This window comes from Streptomyces sp. NPDC086835 (assembly GCF_044745705.1).
Lineage (GTDB): Bacteria > Actinomycetota > Actinomycetes > Streptomycetales > Streptomycetaceae > Streptomyces.
In genome coordinates this window covers 1,112,024-1,134,286 of the sequence record NZ_JBIVAU010000001.1, presented here as the reverse complement: position 1 = coordinate 1,134,286, position 22,263 = coordinate 1,112,024, and the positions used below count along the sequence as shown (strand labels likewise).

Sequence of the window (22,263 nt, the reverse complement as noted above, 5' to 3'; positions counted from 1 at the left end):
GGTTTGCGGCATAGTTCTCATCACGGTCCAGCAACGCGGGCGGCCGGCCTCAGGCGCCCGAGCGCTCCAGCAGACGTGCCAGTTCGGTCCTCGAGCGCACTCCGAGCAGCGCGAACACGTTCCGCAGATGGTGATCGACGGTCCTCGTGCTGACCGACAGCCGCAGCGCCACCTCCCGGTTGGTCGCACCTTCCGCGACATGGTGGGCGATGCGCCGCTGCTGCGGCGTGAGCCGGTCCAGCGGGCCGCTCCCAAAGTCGCCGGCCACCGCCTCGCCGGCGGCCCGCAGCTCACCTCCCGCGCGTTCGGCCCAGCCGCGTGCTCCGCAGCGCTCGAACGCGACGAGCGCGTCCCTCAGCGGGCCGCGGGCCTCCCGCGTCCTGCGTCTGCGGCGCAGCCACTGCCCGTACAGCAGCAGGGTGCGGGCCCGCTCGAAGTCTCCGCCGGCCCGCTCGTGGTGGGCGAGCGCCTCCTCGTAGCGGGCGGCGGCCTCCTCCGGCGGGGCGACGAGCGCCCGGCAGCGGGCGAGCTGTGCGGGCGCGAGCGGGTCGGCGGTGCTCGCCGCCCATGCCCCGAACTCCTCCACCGCGACGGCCGTTCCGTCGGTACGGCCCGCGAGGACGGCCGCCTCCACGAAGCACGGCACGGCGAGCATCATGATGGCGAAGTGGCCGCGCCGCGGGCCGGGTACGACGAGGGGCCGCAGCCGCGCGGCGGCCTCCGCGCACCGGCCCGCCGCCAGATCCGTCCGGGCCACCGCCCACACGGCGAGGCTCGCGGCCTGGGCCAGTCCGTGCGCCGCGGCGGTCGAGCCTGCGGCGGCGGCGTGCTCGGCGCAGGCCTCGGCGTCGCCTTCCAGGGACGCGGTCAGGGCGAGTACGGCGTGCAGATGGGCGGCGCTGTTGCGCCGGCCGAGCTCGCGGGCGGCGCGCAGGCCCTCGAGCGCGTGCACCCTGGCCCGCGCGTGCCGGCCCGCGCGCAGTTCGCCGTACGCGAGGTGCTCCAGTGCCGGGGGCAGCAGCACCCGGGGCCCGTGGACCCGTACGGCGGCCAGCGCCCTGGCGCCCGCCCGGCACGCGGCGTCCACATCGCCGACGACGAGCGCGGCGGCGGCCGACCGCAGCAGTACGGCCGGGTCTTCGGCGCGTCCGGACGCCTCGGCGCATTCCCGCAGCAGCGCGTGGCCTTCGCGGGTCCGTCCCGCGAACACGGCCCGCATGCCCGCGACATACCTGCCGAGCGCCTCGCGGCCGTCCGGGCCGTCCCGCTCGGCGCGCGGGTCCGTGGCGGTACACGGGGAGCGGGCCGGGTCCGGCGCGTCGGCCACGGCCGCCGGGACCCGGGCGAGCGCGTCCGCGTAGCCGTGCGGGTCGCCCATGGCCCAGGCGGCGTCCGCGGCGGCGAGCAGGGCGGCGGTCGAGCGGTCGGCGTCGTCGGCGGCCAGGAGCGCGGCCGCGGCGAGCAGGGACTCGCGGGCGTCGGCCACCGGGCCGTCGCACAGGGCGATCAGCCCGCGTACGTGGTGGGCCCGGCCGGAGGCGGGTACGGCACGGACCCTGGCCAGCAGCGCGCGGGCCCGGCCGGGCTCGCCGTCCAGCCAGGCGTTCTCGGCCGCGGCCGAGAACCGTACGCCCCGCAGGGTTTCGTCGGCCGTGAGTTCCGCGGCCCGCGCGAGGGCCGTGGCGCGGTCGGTGTGCGGCCGGGGGGCGGTGGCCGCTCCCGCCAGCGCGTCGGCGAGGAACGGGTCGTATCCGCCTGCCGCGCAGGCCCGTTGGACCAGTCGCGGCAGGGTGAGGTGCGGCCCGTCGAGGGCGGCGGCCAGCAGTCGGTGCGCGGCCCGGCGGCGTGGCAGCGGCGCGCGGCGCAGTACGGCGGTGCGCAGCAGCGGATGGGTGAAGCGGACCCGTGTGCCGTCACTGTGGAGCGCGCCCGCGCGCTCGGCGGGCAACAGGCGGTCGGGGTCGACGCCGGCCAGCCGGGCCGCGCGCAGCAGCAGGGCGGCGTCGGCGCCGGCCCCTTCCGGTTCGTGTTCCTCCGCCGCCGCGGCGAGGAGCAGCAGGAGCCGGGTGTCCGGGGGCAGCGCCTCGGCGCGGGCGGCGTACGCGTCCAGGATGCGCTCCGCGCCGGGCAGGGGGTGCGGCAGCGGGGCGTGGCCGGCGAGCTGGTCGGGCGTGAGCCGCGCGGCGAGCGCGGTCAGCAGCCCCGGGTTGCCCGCTGCCTCCCGGCGGAGCTCGTCGCGTACGAGCGGGTCGGCCCGGCCTTCCGTCAGCCGGTCGATCAGCGCGCCGGTGGCCGTGTCGTCGAGCGGTCCGAGCCGCAGGCGCGGCAGTCCGGTGAAGGCGTCCCCGCCGCCGGGATCGTCGGTCGCGGTGAGCAGGACGGCGGCGTGGTCGCGCGGGGTGAGGCGGCGGGCGGCGAAGCCGAGCGCGATGCGCGAGTCACGGTCCCAGGCGTGGGCGTCGTCGACGCAGAGCAGCAGCGGGCCGTGGGAGCCGAGGGTCCTGAGCAGCTCCAGCAGCGCGGTGGGCGCTGTTCCCGCGCGGGTCACGTCGTCGGCCGGTCCGGGCAGGGGTCCGGGCGCCGAGCAGAGCAGGGCGTGGAGTCCGCTGTACGGCAGCAGGGCTTCGGCGGGGGCGGCGCGCGTGTGGAGCACCGTCCCCTCGCGCTGGTTGCCGACGGCGTGCCGCGCGAGTGCGCTGCGGCCGAGGCCGGGCGCCCCGGTGATCACGAGGGTGCTGCCGCAGCCGTCGCGCAGACGGCCCGACAGCTCGTCGAGGAGGGCGAGTTCACCGCTTCGGCCGTACAGCCGAAGGGGACTGTGCACGGTCGTCGATGGATTCACGCCCGGCAACTTACTCCCGCGTAACTACCTTCCGGAAGGGTCCGGTCCGCGCTTCGCGGCCCTGGCCCGCCGTGCTGGGCACGGTCCCATCCTGAGCCGCTCCGGACTGTGCGCCCGCACAGCACGTTGCCGGTGGCGGTCGTCCGCCACCGGCAACGTCATGTCGTCCGGGTGGAGCCGCTCCCGGACGGGAGCCGCTCCGGACGGGTCAGGAGGTGTGCGGGCAGTTGCCCCGGTACTCCTCGATGGTCAGGCTGGGCCGCGGCAGCGGGCAGAGGAACTGCTCGTACCGGGTGTCGTTGTCGATGAACCGCTTCAGCCACGAAATGCTGTACTTCGCGATCGTGGTGTTGCTGCTGTTCGGGGTGAAGTGGTTGGCGTTGTTGAGCTCCAGGTACGCCTTGTCCAGCGACGCCGGCAGCGACTGGTAGAACGGCTCCGAGTGCGAGGAGACGGAGGCGACGGTGTCACCGTCGGCGCCGATCACCATGGTGGGGGTACGCAGTTCGGGCCAGGTCTTGTCCGTGTTCCAGCCGGTCAGCGGGATCGCCGCCTGCAGCGAGGGACGGGTCTTGGCGGCCTCGAGCGTGCCGCCGCCGCCCATGGAGTGGCCCATGACCCCGAGCCGGGTGCTGTCGATCCGGCCGCGGACCGTGCTGCGCTGGGTCAGGTAGTCGAGCGCGGCGAGGAGTTGGTCGCCCCGGCTGTCGGGCTGGTCGTAGATGCTGTTGGTGTCGATGGTGAAGACCACGAAGCCCTGGGAGGCGAGCCGGGGGCCGAGCCACGCGATGGACGACTCGTAGGCGGTGAAGCCGGGCGAGATGGCGACGGCCCCGAACGTGCCGTCCGCGGTGGACGTCGGGTAGTAGATGGTGCCGCCGCCGAAGCCGGTGACGGCCAGCGAGGAGACGGACGTCTCGGAGACGGCGTACGTACCGCGCGAGGCCTCGATGGAGGCGACGGTCGGAGCGGGACCGCGCTCGTACGCATTGTCGGCGGCCTGGGCCTGCGTGCCGGGCAGGAGGGTGGCGCACAGGGCGGCCGCCGCGGCGGCCGCCGCGCCCAGCAGGGAACGGCGGCGGGTGCGGCTCGTGGGGGTGAGGTGCACGAGGAGGGTCCTCTCGGGTCGAGGCGGTTACGCGCCGCAGGACCTGACCCGTCGTCACCAGGAGTCCGCCGTGCCGGTCGCGTACCGCCGTGTTGATGGCGGTACCACCGTCGGGGCCCCGACCCCGGTACGGCATCGGCAAGTTCACCGGTCTCCTCGCGGACCGGCGTCCGCCTCGGCGGGGCCGCCCACCACCGGCCCGGCACACAGCAGAAGGGGCCGGCAGGACGCGATATCCTGCCGGCCCCTTCGGGCAGCGCCTCAGCGGACCAGGTGGCCCGCCTCGCGCAGCGAGTCCTTCACCTGCGAGATCCGCAGATCGCCGAAGTGGAACACGGACGCGGCGAGCACCGCGTCCGCGCCCGCGTCGATCGCCGGCGGGAAGTCGGCGAGCCGGCCCGCTCCGCCGGAGGCGATCACCGGGACCGTGACGTGCCTCCGTACGGCGGCGATCATCTCGGTGTCGTAGCCGTCCTTGGTGCCGTCGGCGTCCATGGAGTTGAGCAGGATCTCCCCGGCCCCCAACTCGGCGGCCCGGTGCGCCCATTCGACGGCGTCCATGCCGGTGCCCTTGCGGCCGCCGTGCGTCGTCACCTCGAACGTGCCGTCCGCGGTGCGCCGGGCGTCGACGGAGAGCACCAGCACCTGGCGGCCGAACCGCTCGGCGATCTCGCGGATCAGCTCCGGCCGCGCGATCGCCGCGGTGTTGACGCCGACCTTGTCGGCGCCTGCCCGCAGCAGCTTGTCGACGTCCTCCGCGCTGCGCACGCCGCCGCCGACGGTGAGCGGGATGAACACCTGCTCCGCGGTGCGGCGCACCACGTCGTAGGTGGTCTCACGGTTGCCGGAAGAGGCGGTGATGTCGAGGAAGGTCAGCTCGTCGGCGCCCTCGGCGTCGTACAGCTTCGCCATCTCGACGGGGTCGCCCGCGTCGCGCAGGTTCTGGAAGTTGACGCCCTTGACCACCCGGCCGTTGTCGACGTCCAGGCAGGGGATCACCCGTACCGCGAGGGTCATGCGGCACCTCCATCGGTTCCGGTCGGCCGGTACGCCTCGACCTCGACCTCGACGACCAGCGAGGGGTCGACGAAGCCGGAGACCACGAGCATCGACGCGGCCGGCCGGACCTCGCCGAAGATCTCCTTGTGGGCGCGCCCGATGTCTTCCACGTCGCGGGCGTGCGTGATGTACATCCGGGTGCGTACGACGTCACCGGCGCCGAGCCCGAGCTGCTTGAGCGCGTCGATCGCCACGCCGAACGCGGTGACCGTCTGCTCGTACGGGCTGCCCGCGGCGATCTCGCCGCCGATGACCGACGTGCAGCCGGAGACCAGGACCAGGCCGTTCGGCAGCTCCACGGCACGGGAGTAGCCGAAGGCCTCCTCCCAGGGGCCGCCGGAGGCGACCCGGCGCACCGGGCCGGAGCCGGAAGGGGAACCTTCGGTCATGCGGACACCGCCGCGAGGGCCTCTTCCAGGGTGAAGGCCTTGGCGTACAGGGCTTTGCCGACGATGGCGCCCTCGACGCCCTCGGGGACGAGCGAGGCGATGGCACGCAGGTCGTCGAGCGAGGAGACGCCGCCGGAGGCGACGACCGGCTTGTCGGTCGCAGCGCAGACGTTCTTCAGCAGCTCCAGGTTGGGGCCCTGGAGGGTGCCGTCCTTGGCGATGTCGGTGACGACGTAACGGGCGCAGCCCTCGGAGTCGAGGCGGGCGAGGGTCTCGTAGAGGTCCCCGCCGTCGCGGGTCCAGCCACGGCCGCGCAGCGTCGTGCCGCGGACGTCCAGACCGACGGCGATCTTGTCGCCGTGCTCGGCGATGACCTTGGCGACCCACTCGGGGGTCTCCAGCGCCGCGGTGCCCAGGTTGACGCGGCGGCAGCCGGTGGCGAGAGCGGCCTCGAGGGAGGCGTCGTCGCGGATGCCACCGGAGAGCTCGACCTTGATGTCCATGGCTCCGGCGACCTCGGCGATCAGCGCCCGGTTGTCGCCGGTGCCGAAGGCGGCGTCGAGGTCGACGAGGTGGAGCCACTCGGCGCCGGCGCGCTGCCAGGTGAGGGCCGCCTCGAGGGGGGAGCCGTACGACGTCTCGGTGCCGGACTCGCCATGGACGAGACGGACGGCCTGGCCGTCGCGGACGTCGACTGCGGGAAGGAGTTCAAGCTTCGGCATCAGAGGGTCTCGATCCAGTTGGTCAGCAGCTGGGCGCCGGCGTCGCCGGACTTCTCGGGGTGGAACTGGGTGGCCCACAGGGCGCCGTTCTCGACGGCGGCGACGAAGGGCTCACCGTGTGTGGCCCAGGTGACCTGGGGCGCGCGGATGGCCGGGTTGGTGACCTCCAGCTCCCACTCGCGCACCGCGTAGGAGTGCACGAAGTAGAACCGGGCGTCGTCGTCCACGCCGGCGAAGAGCTTGCTGTCGGCGGGCGCCTCGACGGTGTTCCAGCCCATGTGGGGCACGACCGGCGCCTTCAGCGGGCCGACGGTGCCGGGCCACTCGTCGAGGCCCTCGGTCTCCACGCCGTGCTCGATCCCGCGGGCGAACAGGATCTGCATACCGACGCAGATTCCCATGACGGGGCGTCCGCCGGAGAGCCGGCGGTCGATGATCCATTCGCCGCGGGCCTGCTTGAGGCCGTCCATGCAGGCGGAGAAGGCGCCGACGCCGGGGACGAGCAGTCCGTCGGCGTTCATCGCCTTGTCGTAGTCGCGGGTGATTTCGACGTCGGCCCCGACCCGGGCGAGCGCGCGCTCCGCGGAGCGGACGTTGCCGAACCCGTAGTCGAAGACGACGACCTTCTTCTGTGGCGTCGCTGTGGTCATTCCCAGATCCCCTGAATCCGCATGACACCCGCGATCAGGCACATCGCGGACGCTCCGGCGAGCAGCACGACGGTGCCCTTGGGCATCTTCTGCTTGGAGAACGAGTACGCACCGCCGGCGAGGAACAGCCCGACGACGATGAGAATGGTCGAAAGGCCGGTCACAGGGCGCCCTTCGTCGACGGAAGGATGCCGGCCGCGCGGGGGTCGCGCTCCGAGGCGTACCGCAGGGCGCGGGCGAGCGCCTTGAACTGGCACTCCACGATGTGGTGGGCGTTGCGCCCGTACGGGACGTGGATGTGCAGCGCGATCTGCGCCTGCGCGACGAAGGACTCGAAGATGTGCCGGGTCATCGTCGTGTCGTACGTGCCGATCATCGGCGCCATGTTCTCGGGCTCGGTGTGCACCAGGTACGGGCGGCCCGACAGGTCGACGGTGACCTGGGCGAGCGACTCGTCCAGCGGCACGGTGCAGTTGCCGAAGCGGTAGATGCCGACCTTGTCACCGAGGGCCTGCTTGAAGGCGGCGCCCAGCGCGAGGGCGGTGTCCTCGATGGTGTGGTGCGTGTCGATGTGCAGGTCGCCGTCGGTCTTGACGGTGAGGTCGAACAGACCGTGCCGGCCGAGCTGGTCGAGCATGTGGTCGTAGAAGCCGACGCCGGTGGCGACGTCGACCTTGCCGGTGCCGTCGAGGTTGATCTCGACGACGACCGAGGTCTCCTTGGTGGTGCGCTCGACCCGTCCTACGCGGCCGCTCATCAGTGCTGCTCCTTCTTCAGTGCGCGAACCGCATCGAGGAACGCGTCGTTCTCTTCGGGCGTGCCCGCGGTGACCCGCAGCCGTCCCGGTACGCCGTTGTCGCGGACCAGTACGCCCCGGTCGAGGATCCGCTGCCACGCCTTGTGCGCGCCGTCCTCGCCGTCGAACCGGCCGAACTGCACGAAGTTGGCGTCGGAGTCGGTGACCTCGTAGCCGATGGCGCGCAGTTCCGTGACCAGCCGGTCCCGCTCGGTCTTCAGGTGCTCGACGTACCCGAGCAGCGTATCGGTGTGCTCCAGCGCGGCCAGGGCGGTGGCCTGGGTGACGGCGGACAGGTGGTACGGCAGGCGCACCAGCTGGACGGCGTCGACCACGGCGGGGTGGGCGGCCAGATACCCGAGGCGCAGTCCGGCGGCGCCGAAGGCCTTGGACATCGTGCGGGAGATCACCAGGTTCGGGCGGCCCTCGATGAGCGGCAGCAGCGAGGGCCGGTGGCTGAATTCCACGTACGCCTCGTCGACGACGACCAGCGACGGCTTCGCCGCCTGTGCCGCCTCGTACAGCTCGAGGACCGTCGCGGCGTCGACCGCGGTGCCCGTGGGGTTGTTGGGCGAGGTGATGAAGACGACGTCCGGGCGGTGTTCGGCGACGGCCGCGGTGGCGGCGGCGGTGTCGATGGTGAAGTCGTCGCTGCGCGGGCCGGAGATCCAGCCGGTGCCGGTGCCGCGGGAGATCAGGCCGTGCATCGAGTACGACGGCTCGAAGCCGATGGCGATCCGGCCGGGGCCGGCGAAGGCCTGAAGCAGCTGCTGGATGACCTCGTTGGAGCCGTTGGCCGCCCACACGTTCTCCCGGGCGACCTCGTGGCCGGTCGTACGGGTGAGGTAGCGGGCCAGCTCGGTGCGCAGTTCGACCGCGTCCCTGTCGGGGTAGCGGTTGAGCTCCCGGGCCGCGTCGCGCACCCGCTCCGCGATGCGCTCGACGAGCGGCTCGGGCAGCGGGTACGGGTTCTCGTTGGTGTTCAGCCGCACAGGGACGTCGAGCTGGGGAGCGCCGTAGGGGGACTTGCCGCGCAGCTCGTCCCGGATGGGAAGGTCGTCGATGCCGATGTCGGTCACTGCCCCGGCACCTTCCAGTCGAAGCGCGCCTTGAGGGCGGCGCCGTGTGCCGGCAGGTCCTCCGCCTCGGCGAGCGTCACCACGTGGTGGGTGACCTCCGCGAGGGCGTCCCGGGTGTAGTCCACGATGTGGATGCCGCGCAGGAAGGACTGCACGGACAGGCCGGAGGAGTGGCAGGCGCAGCCGCCGGTCGGCAGGACGTGGTTGGACCCCGCCGCGTAGTCGCCCAGGGACACCGGGGCCCACGGGCCGACGAAGACGGCGCCCGCGTTGCGGACCCGGGCGGCCAGGGCGGTGGCGTCGGCGGTCTGGATCTCCAGGTGTTCGGCGCCGTAGGCGTTGACGACCTCGAGGCCGTCCTCGATGTCGGAGACGAGCACGATCGCGGACTGCCGGCCGCTGAGCGCGGGCACGATCCGGTCCTCGACGTGCTTGGTCGCGGCGATCTGCGGCTCCAGCTCGCGCTCGACCGCTGCCGCCAGCTCCGGCGAGTCCGTGACGAGCACGGCGGCGGCCAGCGGGTCGTGCTCGGCCTGGCTGATCAGGTCGGCGGCGACGTGGACGGGGTCGGCGGTCGCGTCGGCGAGGACGGCGATCTCGGTCGGGCCGGCCTCCGAGTCGATGCCGATCCGGCCGGTGAAGTAGCGCTTCGCCGCGGCGACCCAGATGTTGCCCGGGCCGGTGACCATGTTCGCGGGCGCGCACGACTCGGTGCCGTAGGCGAACATCGCGACGGCGGTGGCGCCGCCGGCCGCGTACACCTCGTCGACGCCGAGGAGGGCGCAGGCCGCGAGGATCGTGGGGTGCGGAAGGCCGCCGAACTCCTTCTGTGCGGGGGAGGCCAGCGCGATGGACGCGACACCCGCCTCCTGCGCCGGGACCACGTTCATGATCACGGAGGAGGGGTAGACGGACCGGCCACCGGGGGCGTACAGGCCGACCCGGTCGACCGGCACCCACTTCTCGGTGACGGTGCCGCCGGGGACGACCTGCGTGGTGTGCTCGCTGCGGCGCTGGGCGCGGTGGACGATCCTGGCCCGGCGGACGGACTCCTCCAGGGCGGCCCTGACGGCGGGGTCGAGTTCCTCCAGCGCGCGCTTCAGCGCGGCGGCCGGCACCCGGACCTGGTCGAGCCGCACACCGTCGAACTTCTCCGCGAACTCGATCAGCGCCGCGTCGCCGCGATGATGCACGTCCTCGCAGATCGGCCGCACCTTCTCCAGGGCGGCCGCAACGTCGAAGTCGGCACGGGGCAGCAGGTCGCGCAGAGCGCCACCCTCGGGGAGGGCGTCGCCGCGCAGGTCGATTCGAGAGATCACGGAACCAATTCTCTCAGACCGGATCCAACGCTTGTTTCCCGTATCAGTGGCTGATACAGGCCCCACAAGTTGACCATCACCACTAGCGTTCAGGCCGTCACTCAGCGGGAAGAACAGCTGTACGAGCCAACGAAGCGGAGGAGCGGCAGTGACCGAGCCGCTGGACGACGGGCCCCCGGACGGGCTGAGCCCGACCGAGCTCCACATGTGGAACGCCTTCAGAAACGGAAGCACGTACGACCTCAGCGACACCGATCCCCTGCTGAACGATCCCTTCTCCCCCCTGCCCTGGGGTCCCGAGCGCAGCGTCCGGGCGTCGATCGTGGCCAGGCTGCTGCTGAGCGGACCCGCCGCGAGACCGGGCCGGGTCTGCGCGCTCAAACTGCGCGGCGTCCTGATCACCGGCACGCTCAAGCTGGCCGGCGGCAGCATCTCCCCGTACGTGGAGCTGCACGGCTGCCGCTTCGAGAACGAGCTGCTGATGCCGGAGGCGCACTTCACGACCGTGCGCATGGTCAGCTGCGCGATCCCGCGGATCGAGGCGGCCAGGCTGCGCACGGAGGGCGATCTGCATCTGCCCCGCTGCCGCGTCGAGCACGGCATCCGGCTCACGGACGCCCAGATCGGCACGGACCTGCTGATCAACCAGATCCATGTGCGACCGGACCGCCGGGGCCGGGCGATCACCGCCGACGGCATGTCGGTGGCCCAGGACTTACAGGCCGAACTGATAGAGACCTACGGCGAGTTCAGTCTGCGGGGCGCGAAGGTGGGCGTCTCGCTCAGTCTGCGCGGCAGCCGGCTGCGGGCGGCGGCGGAGCGCCGCGCGCTCAACGCCCCCCAGCTCAGCGTGGAACGCACGCTGTACATGACGGGCGCCTGGGTGAGCGTGACCACGGGCAACCAGGGCGCCACTCCCCCGTTCGGCATCGCCGCCTACGGCACCCCCGCGCGCGGCTCCCGGCTTCAGCCCTTCGAGTGCCACGGCGGCGTCCGGCTCGACGACGGGCGGTTCGGCGACGCGGTCGACCTCCAGCGGGCGCGGTTCGTGCTGAGCCCGCGCGAGGAGCTGTCGCTGCGCAGGATCGCCACACCCGAGCTGCGGTTCAACGCGGAGCGCCCCGAGGAGGGGCGGGTCGTGCTGAACGGCGCGAAGGTTGTGACGCTGATCGACCTGGCGGCGAGCTGGCCGGGGCCGGGCGGGCTCGCGATGGGCGGCTTCGTCTACGAGAACCTGGTGCCGTACGAGGAGTTCCCGCTCTCCCGGCGACTGGAGTGGGTGGCGTCGGCGACCCCCGAGTACTCACCGGAGCCGTACGAGCGGCTGGCGACCGTCCTGCGCAACAGCGGCGAGGACGCGGACGCCCGCGAGGTGCTGCTGGCCAAGAACCGCCGCCGGCGGGAGACGCTGCCGCTCGCCGGGAAGCTGTGGGGATACCTCCAGGACCTGACGGTGGCGTACGGCTACCGGCCCGGACGGGCGGCCCTGTGGATGGCGGTGCTCTGGGCGGCCGGCACGATCGCCTTCGCCCAGGTCGCCCCACCGCCCATCAAGCCCGACGAACATCCCGAGTGGAACCCGGCGCTGTACGCCCTCGATCTGCTCATCCCGGTGATCAATCTCGGCCAGGACGGCCACTGGCGGCTACAGGGCGGATGGCAATGGGCGGCCGCCTTTCTGGTGCTGCTGGGATGGATCCTCGCGACCACGGTCGCGGCGGGCGCCTCCCGGCTCCTCCGTCGCGGTTGAGTCGCTTTCTTTACCGTCTCTTGACTTCGGCCGGGACAACCATTCCGTTGCCACCAAAGCTTCACAGCTGCCCTCTGGCGCGGCGTTCACCTGCGCGTTTTCAATGGTCCGCACCATGTCACTGATCCGCGCCCTGATCCGTACCGCGCGCATGATCCGTCATACGCCACGGCTCACCGACTGCCTCGCCCCTGACGAGGCGGTACTGCTCGACGCCCCCGACGACCGGCTCGGTCCGGCGCTGGTCGCGGCCGCGGTCGGGGAGTACGAACCGGCCGCCAAGCTGCTGGCGACCACACGGGAATCAGCCGAATGGGAGAACCGCGACCGGTACGTCGTCAGGCTCGCGGCGTTCGCCCGGAACCGGGACGAATGGCTCGGCGACTGGCTGGGCGCGGCCCCGCGCGACGCCGACGCCCTCGTGGTCAAGGCCGAGCTCGCCGTCCGCAGGGCCTGGGAGTCGCCCGCCCGCACGGAACAGCTGCGCGAGGTGGGCCCGCTGATCGACGCCGCGGCGGAGGCCGGTCCCGGCGACCCCGTGCCCTGGCGGATCGCGCTCGACCACGCGCGCGGCACGCACGCCACGCACACCGCCTTCGAAACGCTGTGGGAACAGGCCGTCCGCCGCTCCTCGCACCACTACGGCTGTCATGTCGCGGCGCTCAAATACCTCTCCGCCCAGTGGTACGGCTCGCACCGCGAGTGCTTCGACTTCGCGGAACAGGCCGCCGCCGACGCGCTCCCCGGCTCGCTGGTGCAGGCCCTGCCCGTACGGGCCGCCTTCGCCCAGCTGCTCGGCGGTGAGGCCAGGACATCGGTGCAGGACGACCGGATCGACGCGGCCGCGGACCTCGCCATCACGCTGTCCCGCGGATACGGGCCCGGCGACCCCTGGCCGGCCGAGGTCCGCAACCTCCTCGCCTACGTGCTGGTGGCACGGGGGCGCTGGGAGGAGGCGCTGAACCAGTTCCGGCTGATCGGCCCGCACGCGACCTCGTTCCCGTGGTCGTCGGTGACGGAGGACCCGCTCGGCCGGTTCCTCCAGGCCAGGGACGACGTACGGATCGAGGTCGCGTCGGCGACGCCGCTGCGTGGACGGGGAGGACAGGTCCGCCTGCTCGACCATTACTCTTGACCGCTGTGACCACCGCTCGCCTGCCGCTCTTCCCGCTGAACTCGGTTCTGTTCCCGGGCCTTGTGCTGCCACTGAACATTTTCGAGGAGCGTTATCGCGCCATGATGCGCGAGCTGCTGAAGGCGGACGAGGAGGAGCCCCGGCGCTTCGCCGTGGTCGCCATCCGCGACGGCCGCGAGGTCGCGCCCGCCGCCCCCGGGATGCCCGACCCGACCACGGTCGTGGAACGCGGCCCCGCCGCCGGCTTCGGCCCGGACCCGATCCAGGCCTTCCATCGCGTGGGCTGCATCGCCGACGCGGCCACCATCCGCGAACGTGGGGACGGCAGCTTCGAAGTGCTCGCCACCGGCACGACCCGCGTCAAACTGCTGTCGGTCGACGCGAGCGGGCCCTTCCTCACCGCGGAGCTCGAAGAGATCCCGGAGGAGCCGGGCGACGGCGCCGCCACCCTCGCGGAAGGCGTGCTGCGTGCGTTCCGCAGCTACCAGAAGCGGCTGGCCGGCGCGCGCGAGCGCTCACTGTCCACCGGAGCGGAACTGCCGGACGAGCCGTCCGTCGTCTCCTACCTCGTCGCCGCGGCGGCGGTGCTGGACACCCCCGCGAAGCAGCGACTGCTCCAGGCGCCGGACACGGCGACACGGCTGCGCGAGGAACTGACACTGCTGCGCGCGGAGACGGCGATGCTGCGGCATCTGCCGTCGCTGCCGGCCGTCGATCTGACGTGGCGGCCCACCAGCCCCAACTGACGCGAGGACACCTGCCGTGGCGAAGAACGCGACGAAGAAGACGAAGAAGCAGCAGTCGGGCGGCACGCCTGCGACGGTCGCCCTCACGGCGGCGGGCACCCCGTTCACCCTGCACGCCTACGAGCACGACCCGTCGTCGCCCTCGTACGGCGAGGAGGCCGCGGAAGCGCTGGGCGTCTCCCCCGAGCGGGTCTTCAAGACACTCGTCGCGGACGTGGACGGCGCGCTGACGGTGGCGGTCGTCCCGGTCGCGGGCCAGCTCGACCTGAAGGCGCTGGCATCGGCCGTCGGCGGCAAGCGGGCGACGATGGCGGACCCGGCGGCGGCGGAACGCACCACCGGCTACGTCCGCGGCGGCATCTCGCCGCTCGGGCAGCGCAAGCGGCTGCCCACGGTGCTGGACACGTCGGCGTCGGCGCACGAGACGATCTGCGTGTCGGCGGGGCGCCGCGGCCTGGAGGTCGAACTGTCCCCGACGGACCTGACGTCCCTGACCTCGGCAACCCTGGCCCCGATCGCCCGCGCGTAGCCCCCGCGGGGTACCTGTCCCCTCCCCGCCCCTTTCCCGAGCCGGGCTCCGCCCGGCCCCGCACCGCGCTTGCAGGAGGCATTTCCAGCCCCGCCGGCGATTGAGGCGCGGGGGCCCGGGGGCAGAGCCCCCGAAACACCGCGCGAAGCGCGGTACGGGGCCCGGGGCTTGCCCCGGTTCGGGAAGTGGGGTCCCCCCACGGCCGCCAGGCCGTCGGGGGAGGGGTGGGGAAACGCCCGCCGCAGCGGACACCGCGCCGCCGCCCGAAGGGAAACGTCACTGCCGGGGCGCAGGCGCCCCCGTCGGCCCCGTCGGCCACTCCGGCTCCGGATCCCGCGGCCCGAACAGCGCCGTCAGCCCCAGATGCACCAGCATCGCCGCCACCGGCCACGCCAGCAGCGCCCCCTTCGCCCGCAGATCCAGGTACGCGTCGAAGGTGACCCCCTCGCCGACCTGGCGCGCCTGCTCCACCACGTCCCGCGACGGGCCGAACCACACACCGATGCCCCAGCCCAGCAAGGAGCCGAGCACGGCGCCGACCGCCAGGGCGAGCACCAGCGCGATGCCGCCGCGCCTGCGGAAGAGGAAGACGGCCACCGCGGTCAGCACACCGAGAGCGACGCCCAGCAGCAGGAACGTGCCGTCCGCGCCGATCGCCTCCTCGCCTTCGGTGTCCTTGAGGAAGACCGCCTCGTCGTTGGAGACCAGCGGTACCCGCGGCGCCAGCCACAGCCAGAGGAAGCCCAGGGCGATGCCCAGGAGCGTGACGGCCACCAGGATCAGCGCGGAGTCCCGCAGGTCCTTCCGCAGTTCCGCGGCCGACTCGGCCTCGTCCTTCGCCGTGTCGTACGCGTACATCGAGGACGGCCCCGGTCCGGCGGGCGGCGCCTGCCGGACGTTGTCGTCCCGGGAAGGCTCGTGCGGCTGGTGCGGCGGCGTCAGAGGTGCGGTCACACCGCCATCGTGCCAGGCCCGCCCGGGTGACGCCTCACCGGACCGCTGCCCGCCGGTAGGCCCACGTCGCGACCGCCAGTGAGACGACGCCGACGGCCGCGCAGACCGCGAGGTCGAGGGCGACAGCGGGCCAGTCAGGGTGGGCGTCGAAGGTCCGGGCCATCGCCTCGACCCCGTAGGTGGACGGCAGCAGATCACGCGCGTAGGAGACCGGTTCCGGCAGCCGGTCGGCCGGCAGCACGCCGAGCAGCAGCGCCGCCGACATGCCCAGCTGCCCGAGCAGCGTGGCCATTTCCTGGCGGGGCGCCAGCAGGCCGAGGGCCGCGCCCAGTCCGGCGAGGGCCGCGCCCGACAGCGGGATGACGGCTGCGAGCACCCACAGATGCGTCAGCGGCAGCTCGAACAGCACACTTCCCGCGACGGCCGTCACCACCGTCCCCGGCACGGTGAAGGAGGCGTACGCGCCCGCAGCGCCGAGCACCACGGCCGCGGGCGGCACCGGCAGGGTGGCGTAGTGGTCGAGGCCGCCTCCGGCGCGTAGCTGGCCGAAGTACTGTGCGAGCAGGTTCAGCGCCACGAAGGCGACGACGAGCACACTCGCGCCCGCCACGACCGCGCGCGCCTCCGCGCCGCCGTCGACGACGCCCCGCATCAGGACCATGATCCCCACGGACTGGAACGTCGCCACGAACAGCAGCGGGATGCGGGCGACCCGCGCACGGGACAGCTGCGCCCGGTACACGGCCGCCAGCGCCGGCAGCAGCCGCGCTCTCGGCGCGAGCGGCGCGGCGGTCGTCTCCTCCGCCGGCGTCCGGCGCGCGGACACCACCGCGTCGGATTTGGCGGACACGATGCTCACGCCTTGACCAGCCCCTTCGTCGCGTTCCCCCCGAGTGCCAAGTACACGTCCTCCAGGCTCGGGGTGGCCAGGGTGAAGTCGTCGAGCGCCGCGAAGGCCGCGCCGCCGGTCACCGCGGCGACCGCCGCCCGTGCCTCTTCCGGGGCGAGCCGCAGGACCCAGCGCCGCCCCGATTCCTGCGCGGAGCCGCGCAGCGCGGCGACCTCGGGCACGTCGAGCGGGGCGCGCTCGCGCCACACCAGCTCGACCCGTACCTCGCCGGCGACGTGTTCCTTCAGCCCGGAGGGGCTGTCGCAGGCGATGACCCGGCCGCGGTCGAGGACGGCGACCCGGTCGAGCACGGTCTCCGCCTCGATGACGTTGTGGGTGACCAGGAGCACCGTCGCGCCGTGTTCCGCGCGGCGCCGGTCGACCGCGGCCCAAACGGCGCGCCGTGCGACGGGGTCCATCCCGGTGGTGGGTTCGTCCAGCACCAGGACCGGCCGCTCGCCCACCAGGGTCGCCGCGAAGCAGGCGAGCCTGCGCTGTCCGCCGGAGAGTTTCTTGAGGGGGCGGCCGGCGAGGCCGGTGAGGCCCAGTTCCTCGAGGACGGCGTCCCGTTCCGCGCGCGCTTCGCGTGCGGCCAGTCCGCGCAGCCGCCCGGTGGTCTCCGCGGCGAGCGCGACGGTCAGTTCGTCGAGCGCGGTGGACTCCTGGCCGAGGTAGCCGATGAGCCGGGCGGCGCGCTCGGGGTGGCGTACGAGGTCGTGGCCGAGGACGTGGACCGTGCCGGCGTCGGGGCGCATCAGGCCGGTGAGCTGTCGCACCAAGGTCGACTTGCCCGCGCCGTTGGGTCCGAGCAGCCCGAAGATCTCGCCGCGCCGCACCTCGAGGCTGATGCCGTCGCTGGCACGCACCTCGGGTGTCCCCGGCGTGCCCCGTCTGCCGCGCGCGGCGGGGTACGTCTTGACCAGATCCCGCACCACGCACACCGTACTCACGAGGTACGAGACTACGGGGTCCGTCCGCCCCGGATGCCCTCGGGCCCCGGCTGCTCACCCGCCGGGCCGTGATCTGCGGCCGTCCGTACGTCGATCTCCCGCCAGAAGCCGGCCCGGATCGCGTAGCGGTCGTGCTCGTCGATCTGGTCGTCCTTGTGCGCGAGAAGTCCGAAACGTGCTGCGTAGCGCAGCAGTTCGCCGTCGATGCGGTGCGGGATGCGGGGGTAGAGCGTGGACAGTTTCTGTACGTGGCCGTTCTCCGGCAGCCGCTCCATCCAGCGCCGCGCGAAGACCTGGCCGACCTCGAAGGGGTCGCCGCCGACGGTGGTGATGTCCTCCTCGCGGTCGGCCCAGCGCTGTTCGGCGCTGGTGAGCTGGGCGAGGGTGGGCAGTGAGGCGGTCTCCGGGGGTTCGCCCAGTGTTCCGCCGCCGGGCCGTTCGATCCAGCCCTTGTCGGAGGACCAGCGCAGGGTGGCGTTCGGCGGGTGGGGTGCCGGGTGGGAGGACGGCTGGCCGGGGGCGCGCAGCCCGGCGAGGTCCTTGGGGGTGGGCACGCCGCCCTTGGGGCCGGCCGGGGCGGGTGCGGGCTGCCCGCCGTCCTCGGCCGGCGCGGTCCTGGTGCCGTTGCGCACGGCGTCCTCCGCGCGCTCCGCGGCGGCGGCGAGCGCGGACTCGGGCAGCGGCGCGGAGAGGATGGCCGCGATCTCGGGCCGGGGAACCGGCGGCGGCGCGCAGATGCCGGTGAGTTCCTTGGCCCGTACGGCCCGGGTGATCCAGGCCCGGTCGAGGACCCGGCGCTCGTCGGCCTCCGCGACGAGGTCCTCCGACTGGTTGTAGTCGCCGTCCGCGGCCTGCACGGCCCAGAGATGGACGGCGACCCCGTGTTCCTTCGCGGACATCAGGCCGGGCAGCAGGTCGCCGTCACCGGTCACCAGGACCACGTCGGAGCAGGCGCGGTTCCTGGCCAGTTCGGTGAGCTCCGCGTGCATCGCCGCGTCGACGCCCTTCTGCGCCCAGCGTCCGTCGCTGCGGGTCAGGGCGCCGAGCCGGACGGTCACCCGGGGCATCACCCGCAGCCGCCGGTGCTCGGGCTGCGGGACACGGTCGGGGGCGCCGTCGAACCAGTAGATCCGCAACAGGGGTTGCCGGGTGTCGGCTTCCGCGAGTTCGCGCAGGCCCTGGATGAGGGACGCGTGGTCGACGGTGATCCGCGATCGTGCGGGCTCCCCGGCGAGAAGGCTGGCAGCGGCGCCCAGCAGATAGCCGGCGTCCACCAGGACGACGCAGCGGTCCACGCGTTCCACCCTCTTTCGGGAGCTCAACGGTGCTTCGAGATCCGGGATTGTTGCGGGTTTCCTTCGAGTCTGCCCGACCACGGGAGGGTTGACGGCCGGAACTCGATCATCGGCGTGGCGGATCGCACCGCACACCTGCTCACCGGGGCCGACTACGGTCCGCAATGATCCAAAATGCGGCGGTTTTACGGGTATGTGAGTCTGGTCGCGGCCCTGGCCCCTAAACCCCCACAGGAGGCATCCCATGGCCAAGAACAAGAAGCAGGAGCGCACTCAGAGCAAGGCTTCTCCCGCGGAGCGCGGCGCCCAGCAGGCGCGCAGCTCCTCGATGGAGGCCCAGGCCGAGCAGCGGGCGCAGGCGGTCACACCTTCCGACGTGGCTCACAAGGGCCGGCAGAAGCGCTTCGGTCACAACTGACTGATCAGAGGCTGATCGCCCAACGCCAGAAGGGGCGCTCCCGTGACGACGGGAGCGCCCCTTCTGCGTACGGAACCGGTCAGCCGGCCAGACAGGACGGGCCGAGCAGCACCTTGAGGTCGCCGAAGAGGGCGGGATCGGGCTGGACACGGTGCCGGTCGAGCCGCAGGACCGTGGTCTTGCGGGGGCCCTGGAGCTTGATACGTACCTCGGTGTTGCCCTTGTGGTGGCTGAGGATCTCGCCGAGGCGGCTGACCATGGGCGGCGTGACCTTGACCGTCGGAATCGTCACCACCACCGGCGCGTTGGTGCCGGCGGAGGACAGGTCGGGGACCATCAGCTCCATCGCGACCAGTCGCGGGACGTCCTCACGCTTGTCGAGGCGGCCCTTGACAAACACGACGGTGTCCTCGACGAGCTGGGTGGAGACGAGCTGGTAGGTCGCCGGGAAGAACATGCACTCGATGGAGCCGGCCAGGTCCTCCACGGTCGCGATCGCCCACGCGTTGCCCTGCTTGGTCATCTTGCGCTGCAGGCCGGAGATGATGCCGCCGATGGTGACGACCGCGCCGTCCGCGTGCTCCCCGCCGGTGAGCTGGGAGATGGCGGCGTCCGTCTTGTCGGACAGGACGTGCTCGATGCCGAAGAGCGGGTGGTCGGAGACGTAGAGGCCGAGCATCTCGCGCTCCTGCGCGAGCAGGTACGACTTGTCCCATTCGACGTCGGAGAACTCGACGTCGAGTCCGAAGCCCGGCTCGTCGCTCACTTCCTCGCCCATGCCGCCGAAGAGGTCGAACTGCCCCTCGGCCTCCTTGCGCTTGACCGCGACCACGTTGTCGATCATCGGTTCGTGGTGGGCGACGAGGCCCTTGCGGGTGTGGCCCATCTCGTCGAACGCGCCGGCCTTGATCAGGGACTCGATGGTGCGCTTGTTGCAGACGACGGCCTCGACCTTGTCGAGGAAGTCCGGGAAGGAGCTGTACTTCCCCTTCGCCTTGCGGGTCTTGATGATCGACTCGACGACGTTCTGGCCGACGTTGCGCACGGCGGTGAGGCCGAAGAGGATCACGTCGTCGCCCTGCGCGGCGAAGTTGGACATGGACTCGTTGACGTTGGGCGGCAGCACCTTGATGCCCATGCGTCGGCACTCGTTCAGGTAGACGGCCGACTTGTCCTTGTCGTCCTTGACCGAGGTGAGCAGCGCCGCCATGTATTCGGCGGGGTGGTTGGCCTTGAGGTACGCCGTCCAGTAGGAGACCAGGCCGTACGCGGCGGAGTGCGCCTTGTTGAAGGCGTATCCGGCGAAGGGGACCAGCACGTCCCACAGGGCCTGGATGGCCTCGTCGCTGTAGCCCTTCTCGCGGGCGCCCTTCTGGAAGAGGACGAAGTTCTTCGCGAGCTCGTCGGGCTTCTTCTTGCCCATCACGCGGCGGAGGATGTCGGCCTCGCCGAGCGAGTACCCGGCGATGATCTGGGCGGCCTTCTGCACCTGCTCCTGGTAGACGATCAGGCCGTACGTGACGTCCAGGACCTCCCGGAGGGGCTCCTCCAACTCCGGGTGGATCGGCGTGATCTCCTGCTGCTTGTTCTTGCGCAGGGCGTAGTTGGTGTGCGAGTTCATGCCCATCGGGCCCGGGCGGTAGAGCGCGGACACGGCGGAGATGTCTTCGAAGTTGTCGGGCTTCATCAGCCGCAGCAGGGAGCGCATGGGCCCGCCGTCGAACTGGAAGACGCCGAGGGTGTCACCGCGCTGGAGCAGCTCGAAGGTCTTGGGGTCGTCGAGCGGCAGGGAGAGCATCTCCAGATCGATGCCCTTGTTGGACTTCACCATCTTGATGGCGTCGTCCATGATCGTGAGGTTGCGCAGGCCGAGGAAGTCCATCTTCAGCAGGCCGAGCGACTCGCACTGCGGGTAGTCCCACTGGGTGATGGTCACGCCGTCGGTGTGCCTGACCCACACGGGGACATGCTCGGTGATGGTCTCGCTCGACATGATCACGCCGGCGGCGTGCACGCCCATCTGCCGGACCAGGCCCTCGACGCCCTTGGCGGTGTCGATGACCTTCTTCACGTCCGGCTCGTTCTCGTACATCGCGCGGATCTCGCCGGCCTCGCTGTACCGCGGGTGCGAGGGGTCCGTGATGCCGTTGAGGTCGATGCCCTTGCCGAGGACGTCGGCGGGCATGGCCTTGGTGAGCCGGTCGCCCATCGCGTACGGATAGCCCAGCACGCGGGCGGAGTCCTTGATGGCGTTCTTCGCCTTGATCTTGCCGTACGTGCCGATCATGGCGACCTTGTCGGCGCCGTACTTCTCCGTGACGTACCTGATCACCTCGACGCGCCTGCGCTCGTCGAAGTCGATGTCGACGTCGGGCATGGAGACGCGCTCGGGGTTGAGGAACCGCTCGAAGATCAGACCGTGCGGGATCGGGTCGAGGTCGGTGATGCCCATCGCGTACGCGACGATCGAGCCCGCCGCGGAACCACGGCCGGGGCCCACCGCGATGCCCTGGTTCTTGGCCCACATGATGAAGTCGGCGACGACGAGGAAGTACCCCGGGAACCCCATCTGGATGATGACGTCCATCTCGTACTCGACCTGCTTCTGGCGGTCCTCCGGGATGCCGCCGGGGAAGCGGCGCTCCATGCCGCGCATGACCTCCTCCTTGAACCACGTCACCTCGGTGTGGCCCTCGGGGATGTCGAACTTGGGCATGAGGTTCTTGGCCTCGAACATGCCCTCCGTGTCGACCTGCTGCGCGACCAGCAGGGTGTTGCGGCAGCCCTCCTGCCAGGCGTCGGAGGAGTCGATCGCGTACATCTCGTCGGTCGACTTCAGGTAGTAGCCGGTGCCGTCGAACCGGAAGCGGTCGGGGTCGGAGAGGTTCTTGCCGGTCTGGATGCACAGCAGCGCGTCGTGGGCGGCGGCCTCGTGCGCGTAGGTGTAGTGGGAGTCGTTCGTGACCAGGGGCGGGATGCCGAGCTTCTTGCCGATCTCCAGCAGTCCGTCGCGGACGCGGCGCTCGATCTCGATGCCGTGGTCCATCAGCTCCAGGAAGTACCGGTCCTTGCCGAAGATGTCCTGGTACTCGGAGGCGGACTTCAGGGCCTCGTCGAACTGGCCGAGGCGCAGCCGGGTCTGCAGCTCTCCGGAGGGACAGCCGGTGGAGGCGATCAGTCCCTCCGACCACTGGGCGATGGTCTCCTTGTCCATACGCGGCCACTTCTGCAGCCAGCCCTCCGCGTACGCGTCGGAGGAGAGCCGGAACAGGTTGTGCAGGCCGGTGGCGTTCGCCGCCCAGATCGTCTTGTGGGTGTAACCACCGGAACCGGAGACGTCGTCGCGCTTCTGGTGCGGCTGGCCCCACTGGATCTTGCGCTTGTTCCGCCGGGACTCGGGGGCGACGTACGCCTCGATGCCGATGATCGGCGTGACGCCGGCCTTCTTCGCGGAGTGGAAGAAGTCGTACGCCCCGTGCAGGTTGCCGTGGTCGGACATGGCGATATGGGTCATGCCCATCTCGTTGCACGCCTCGAACATGTCCTTGAGCCGCGCAGCACCGTCCAGCAGCGAGTACTGGGTGTGGACGTGAAGGTGCGTGAAGGGCGGCTTGGTCACGGCGGCGGGCCTCC

General features: G+C 72.0%; 20 protein-coding genes. 5 read left to right on the top strand and 15 right to left on the bottom strand.

The features are described from left to right. Positions 1 to 49: 49 nt before the first annotated feature. The 10 genes from ACIPJI_RS05235 to hisD all read right to left on the bottom strand — a co-directional run bounded on the left by ACIPJI_RS05235 (position 50) and on the right by hisD (position 9,964). Positions 50 to 2,842 (bottom strand): AAA family ATPase, encoded by a 2,793-nt coding sequence (locus ACIPJI_RS05235; protein WP_402244543.1) that lies wholly within the window; start codon positions 2,840 to 2,842, stop codon positions 50 to 52. A 208-nt stretch (positions 2,843 to 3,050) separates the two neighbouring features. After that, a complete protein-coding gene (locus ACIPJI_RS05230; RefSeq protein ID WP_402244541.1) occupies positions 3,051 to 3,950 on the bottom strand; it encodes an alpha/beta hydrolase family protein in 900 nt (299 codons plus the stop codon). 261 nt (positions 3,951 to 4,211) lie between these two features. Then, positions 4,212 to 4,967 carry an imidazole glycerol phosphate synthase subunit HisF gene (gene hisF / locus ACIPJI_RS05225; protein WP_307705871.1) on the bottom strand — a complete coding sequence of 252 codons (756 nt, stop codon included), beginning with the start codon at positions 4,965 to 4,967 and terminating at the stop codon, positions 4,212 to 4,214. Next, positions 4,964 to 5,398: a RidA family protein gene (locus tag ACIPJI_RS05220; protein WP_356624722.1), complete on the bottom strand. Its 435-nt coding sequence runs from the start codon at positions 5,396 to 5,398 to the stop codon at positions 4,964 to 4,966. The genes hisF and ACIPJI_RS05220 overlap by 4 nt, the downstream gene beginning before the upstream one ends. Next, positions 5,395 to 6,120: a bifunctional 1-(5-phosphoribosyl)-5-((5-phosphoribosylamino)methylideneamino)imidazole-4-carboxamide isomerase/phosphoribosylanthranilate isomerase PriA gene (priA, locus tag ACIPJI_RS05215; protein WP_005318757.1), complete on the bottom strand. Its 726-nt coding sequence runs from the start codon at positions 6,118 to 6,120 to the stop codon at positions 5,395 to 5,397. The genes ACIPJI_RS05220 and priA overlap by 4 nt, the downstream gene beginning before the upstream one ends. Then, a complete protein-coding gene (gene hisH, locus ACIPJI_RS05210) occupies positions 6,120 to 6,770 on the bottom strand; it encodes an imidazole glycerol phosphate synthase subunit HisH (protein WP_307705873.1) in 651 nt (216 codons plus the stop codon). The genes priA and hisH overlap by 1 nt, the downstream gene beginning before the upstream one ends. Next, complete coding sequence (locus tag ACIPJI_RS05205) at positions 6,767 to 6,934, bottom strand: hypothetical protein (protein WP_167306871.1); 168 nt, start codon at positions 6,932 to 6,934, stop codon at positions 6,767 to 6,769. Before ACIPJI_RS05205 ends, hisH begins: the two co-directional genes overlap by 4 nt. Beyond that, positions 6,931 to 7,527, bottom strand: a complete 597-nt coding sequence (hisB, locus tag ACIPJI_RS05200; RefSeq protein WP_005318751.1) for an imidazoleglycerol-phosphate dehydratase HisB — start codon at positions 7,525 to 7,527, stop codon at positions 6,931 to 6,933. Before hisB ends, ACIPJI_RS05205 begins: the two co-directional genes overlap by 4 nt. Continuing rightward, a complete protein-coding gene (locus ACIPJI_RS05195; protein WP_356624723.1) occupies positions 7,527 to 8,645 on the bottom strand; it encodes a histidinol-phosphate transaminase in 1,119 nt (372 codons plus the stop codon). The genes hisB and ACIPJI_RS05195 overlap by 1 nt, the downstream gene beginning before the upstream one ends. Continuing rightward, positions 8,642 to 9,964: a histidinol dehydrogenase gene (gene hisD / locus ACIPJI_RS05190; RefSeq protein WP_402244537.1), complete on the bottom strand. Its 1,323-nt coding sequence runs from the start codon at positions 9,962 to 9,964 to the stop codon at positions 8,642 to 8,644. The genes ACIPJI_RS05195 and hisD overlap by 4 nt, the downstream gene beginning before the upstream one ends. A gap of 148 nt (positions 9,965 to 10,112) precedes the next feature. Between hisD and ACIPJI_RS05185 the strand changes: the two genes are divergently transcribed. The 4 genes from ACIPJI_RS05185 to ybaK all read left to right on the top strand — a co-directional run bounded on the left by ACIPJI_RS05185 (position 10,113) and on the right by ybaK (position 14,124). Continuing rightward, positions 10,113 to 11,714, top strand: coding sequence for an oxidoreductase (locus tag ACIPJI_RS05185; protein WP_356624725.1), 1,602 nt, complete (start codon positions 10,113 to 10,115; stop codon positions 11,712 to 11,714). 103 nt (positions 11,715 to 11,817) lie between these two features. Beyond that, positions 11,818 to 12,849 (top strand): hypothetical protein, encoded by a 1,032-nt coding sequence (locus tag ACIPJI_RS05180; RefSeq protein ID WP_402244535.1) that lies wholly within the window; start codon positions 11,818 to 11,820, stop codon positions 12,847 to 12,849. 5 nt (positions 12,850 to 12,854) lie between these two features. After that, positions 12,855 to 13,595: an LON peptidase substrate-binding domain-containing protein gene (locus ACIPJI_RS05175; RefSeq protein ID WP_307705878.1), complete on the top strand. Its 741-nt coding sequence runs from the start codon at positions 12,855 to 12,857 to the stop codon at positions 13,593 to 13,595. Between the two features lie 16 nt (positions 13,596 to 13,611). Next, complete coding sequence (ybaK, locus tag ACIPJI_RS05170; RefSeq protein WP_356624728.1) at positions 13,612 to 14,124, top strand: Cys-tRNA(Pro) deacylase; 513 nt, start codon at positions 13,612 to 13,614, stop codon at positions 14,122 to 14,124. A 276-nt stretch (positions 14,125 to 14,400) separates the two neighbouring features. On the opposite strand, the gene ACIPJI_RS05165 is transcribed toward ybaK, so the two are convergent. The 4 genes from ACIPJI_RS05165 to ACIPJI_RS05150 are packed head-to-tail and all read right to left on the bottom strand — an operon-like array spanning position 14,401 to position 18,221. Further along, positions 14,401 to 15,078: an ABC transporter permease gene (locus ACIPJI_RS05165; RefSeq protein ID WP_402244533.1), complete on the bottom strand. Its 678-nt coding sequence runs from the start codon at positions 15,076 to 15,078 to the stop codon at positions 14,401 to 14,403. A gap of 34 nt (positions 15,079 to 15,112) precedes the next feature. After that, positions 15,113 to 15,937 carry an ABC transporter permease gene (locus ACIPJI_RS05160; protein WP_356624732.1) on the bottom strand — a complete coding sequence of 275 codons (825 nt, stop codon included), beginning with the start codon at positions 15,935 to 15,937 and terminating at the stop codon, positions 15,113 to 15,115. Further along, the gene (locus ACIPJI_RS05155; protein WP_356624748.1) at positions 15,934 to 16,899 is read right to left on the bottom strand and encodes an ABC transporter ATP-binding protein; all 966 of its coding nucleotides are present in this window, start codon (positions 16,897 to 16,899) and stop codon (positions 15,934 to 15,936) included. Before ACIPJI_RS05155 ends, ACIPJI_RS05160 begins: the two co-directional genes overlap by 4 nt. A 29-nt stretch (positions 16,900 to 16,928) precedes the next feature. Continuing rightward, the gene (locus tag ACIPJI_RS05150; protein ID WP_307705882.1) at positions 16,929 to 18,221 is read right to left on the bottom strand and encodes an NYN domain-containing protein; all 1,293 of its coding nucleotides are present in this window, start codon (positions 18,219 to 18,221) and stop codon (positions 16,929 to 16,931) included. Positions 18,222 to 18,456: 235 nt separating this feature from the next. Between ACIPJI_RS05150 and ACIPJI_RS05145 the strand changes: the two genes are divergently transcribed. Beyond that, the gene (locus tag ACIPJI_RS05145; RefSeq protein WP_182327616.1) at positions 18,457 to 18,630 is read left to right on the top strand and encodes a hypothetical protein; all 174 of its coding nucleotides are present in this window, start codon (positions 18,457 to 18,459) and stop codon (positions 18,628 to 18,630) included. Between the two features lie 79 nt (positions 18,631 to 18,709). Here ACIPJI_RS05145 and dnaE read toward each other — a convergent pair whose 3' ends face one another. Beyond that, complete coding sequence (gene dnaE / locus ACIPJI_RS05140; protein WP_307705883.1) at positions 18,710 to 22,249, bottom strand: DNA polymerase III subunit alpha; 3,540 nt, start codon at positions 22,247 to 22,249, stop codon at positions 18,710 to 18,712. Positions 22,250 to 22,263: the final 14 nt, after the last annotated feature.

Bases quoted from the DNA above. Each gene is read 5' to 3' on its own strand.
- hisB (WP_005318751.1), bottom strand. From the start codon at position 7,527: ATGAGCGGCCGCGTAGGACGGGTCGAGCGCACCACCAAGGAGACCTCG.
- hisH (WP_307705873.1), bottom strand. From the start codon at position 6,770: ATGACCACAGCGACGCCACAGAAGAAGGTCGTCGTCTTCGACTACGGG.
- priA (WP_005318757.1), bottom strand. From the start codon at position 6,120: ATGCCGAAGCTTGAACTCCTTCCCGCAGTCGACGTCCGCGACGGCCAG.
- ACIPJI_RS05220 (WP_356624722.1), bottom strand. From the start codon at position 5,398: ATGACCGAAGGTTCCCCTTCCGGCTCCGGCCCGGTGCGCCGGGTCGCC.
- ACIPJI_RS05145 (WP_182327616.1), top strand. From the start codon at position 18,457: ATGGCCAAGAACAAGAAGCAGGAGCGCACTCAGAGCAAGGCTTCTCCC.
- hisF (WP_307705871.1), bottom strand. From the start codon at position 4,967: ATGACCCTCGCGGTACGGGTGATCCCCTGCCTGGACGTCGACAACGGC.
- ACIPJI_RS05180 (WP_402244535.1), top strand. From the start codon at position 11,818: ATGGTCCGCACCATGTCACTGATCCGCGCCCTGATCCGTACCGCGCGC.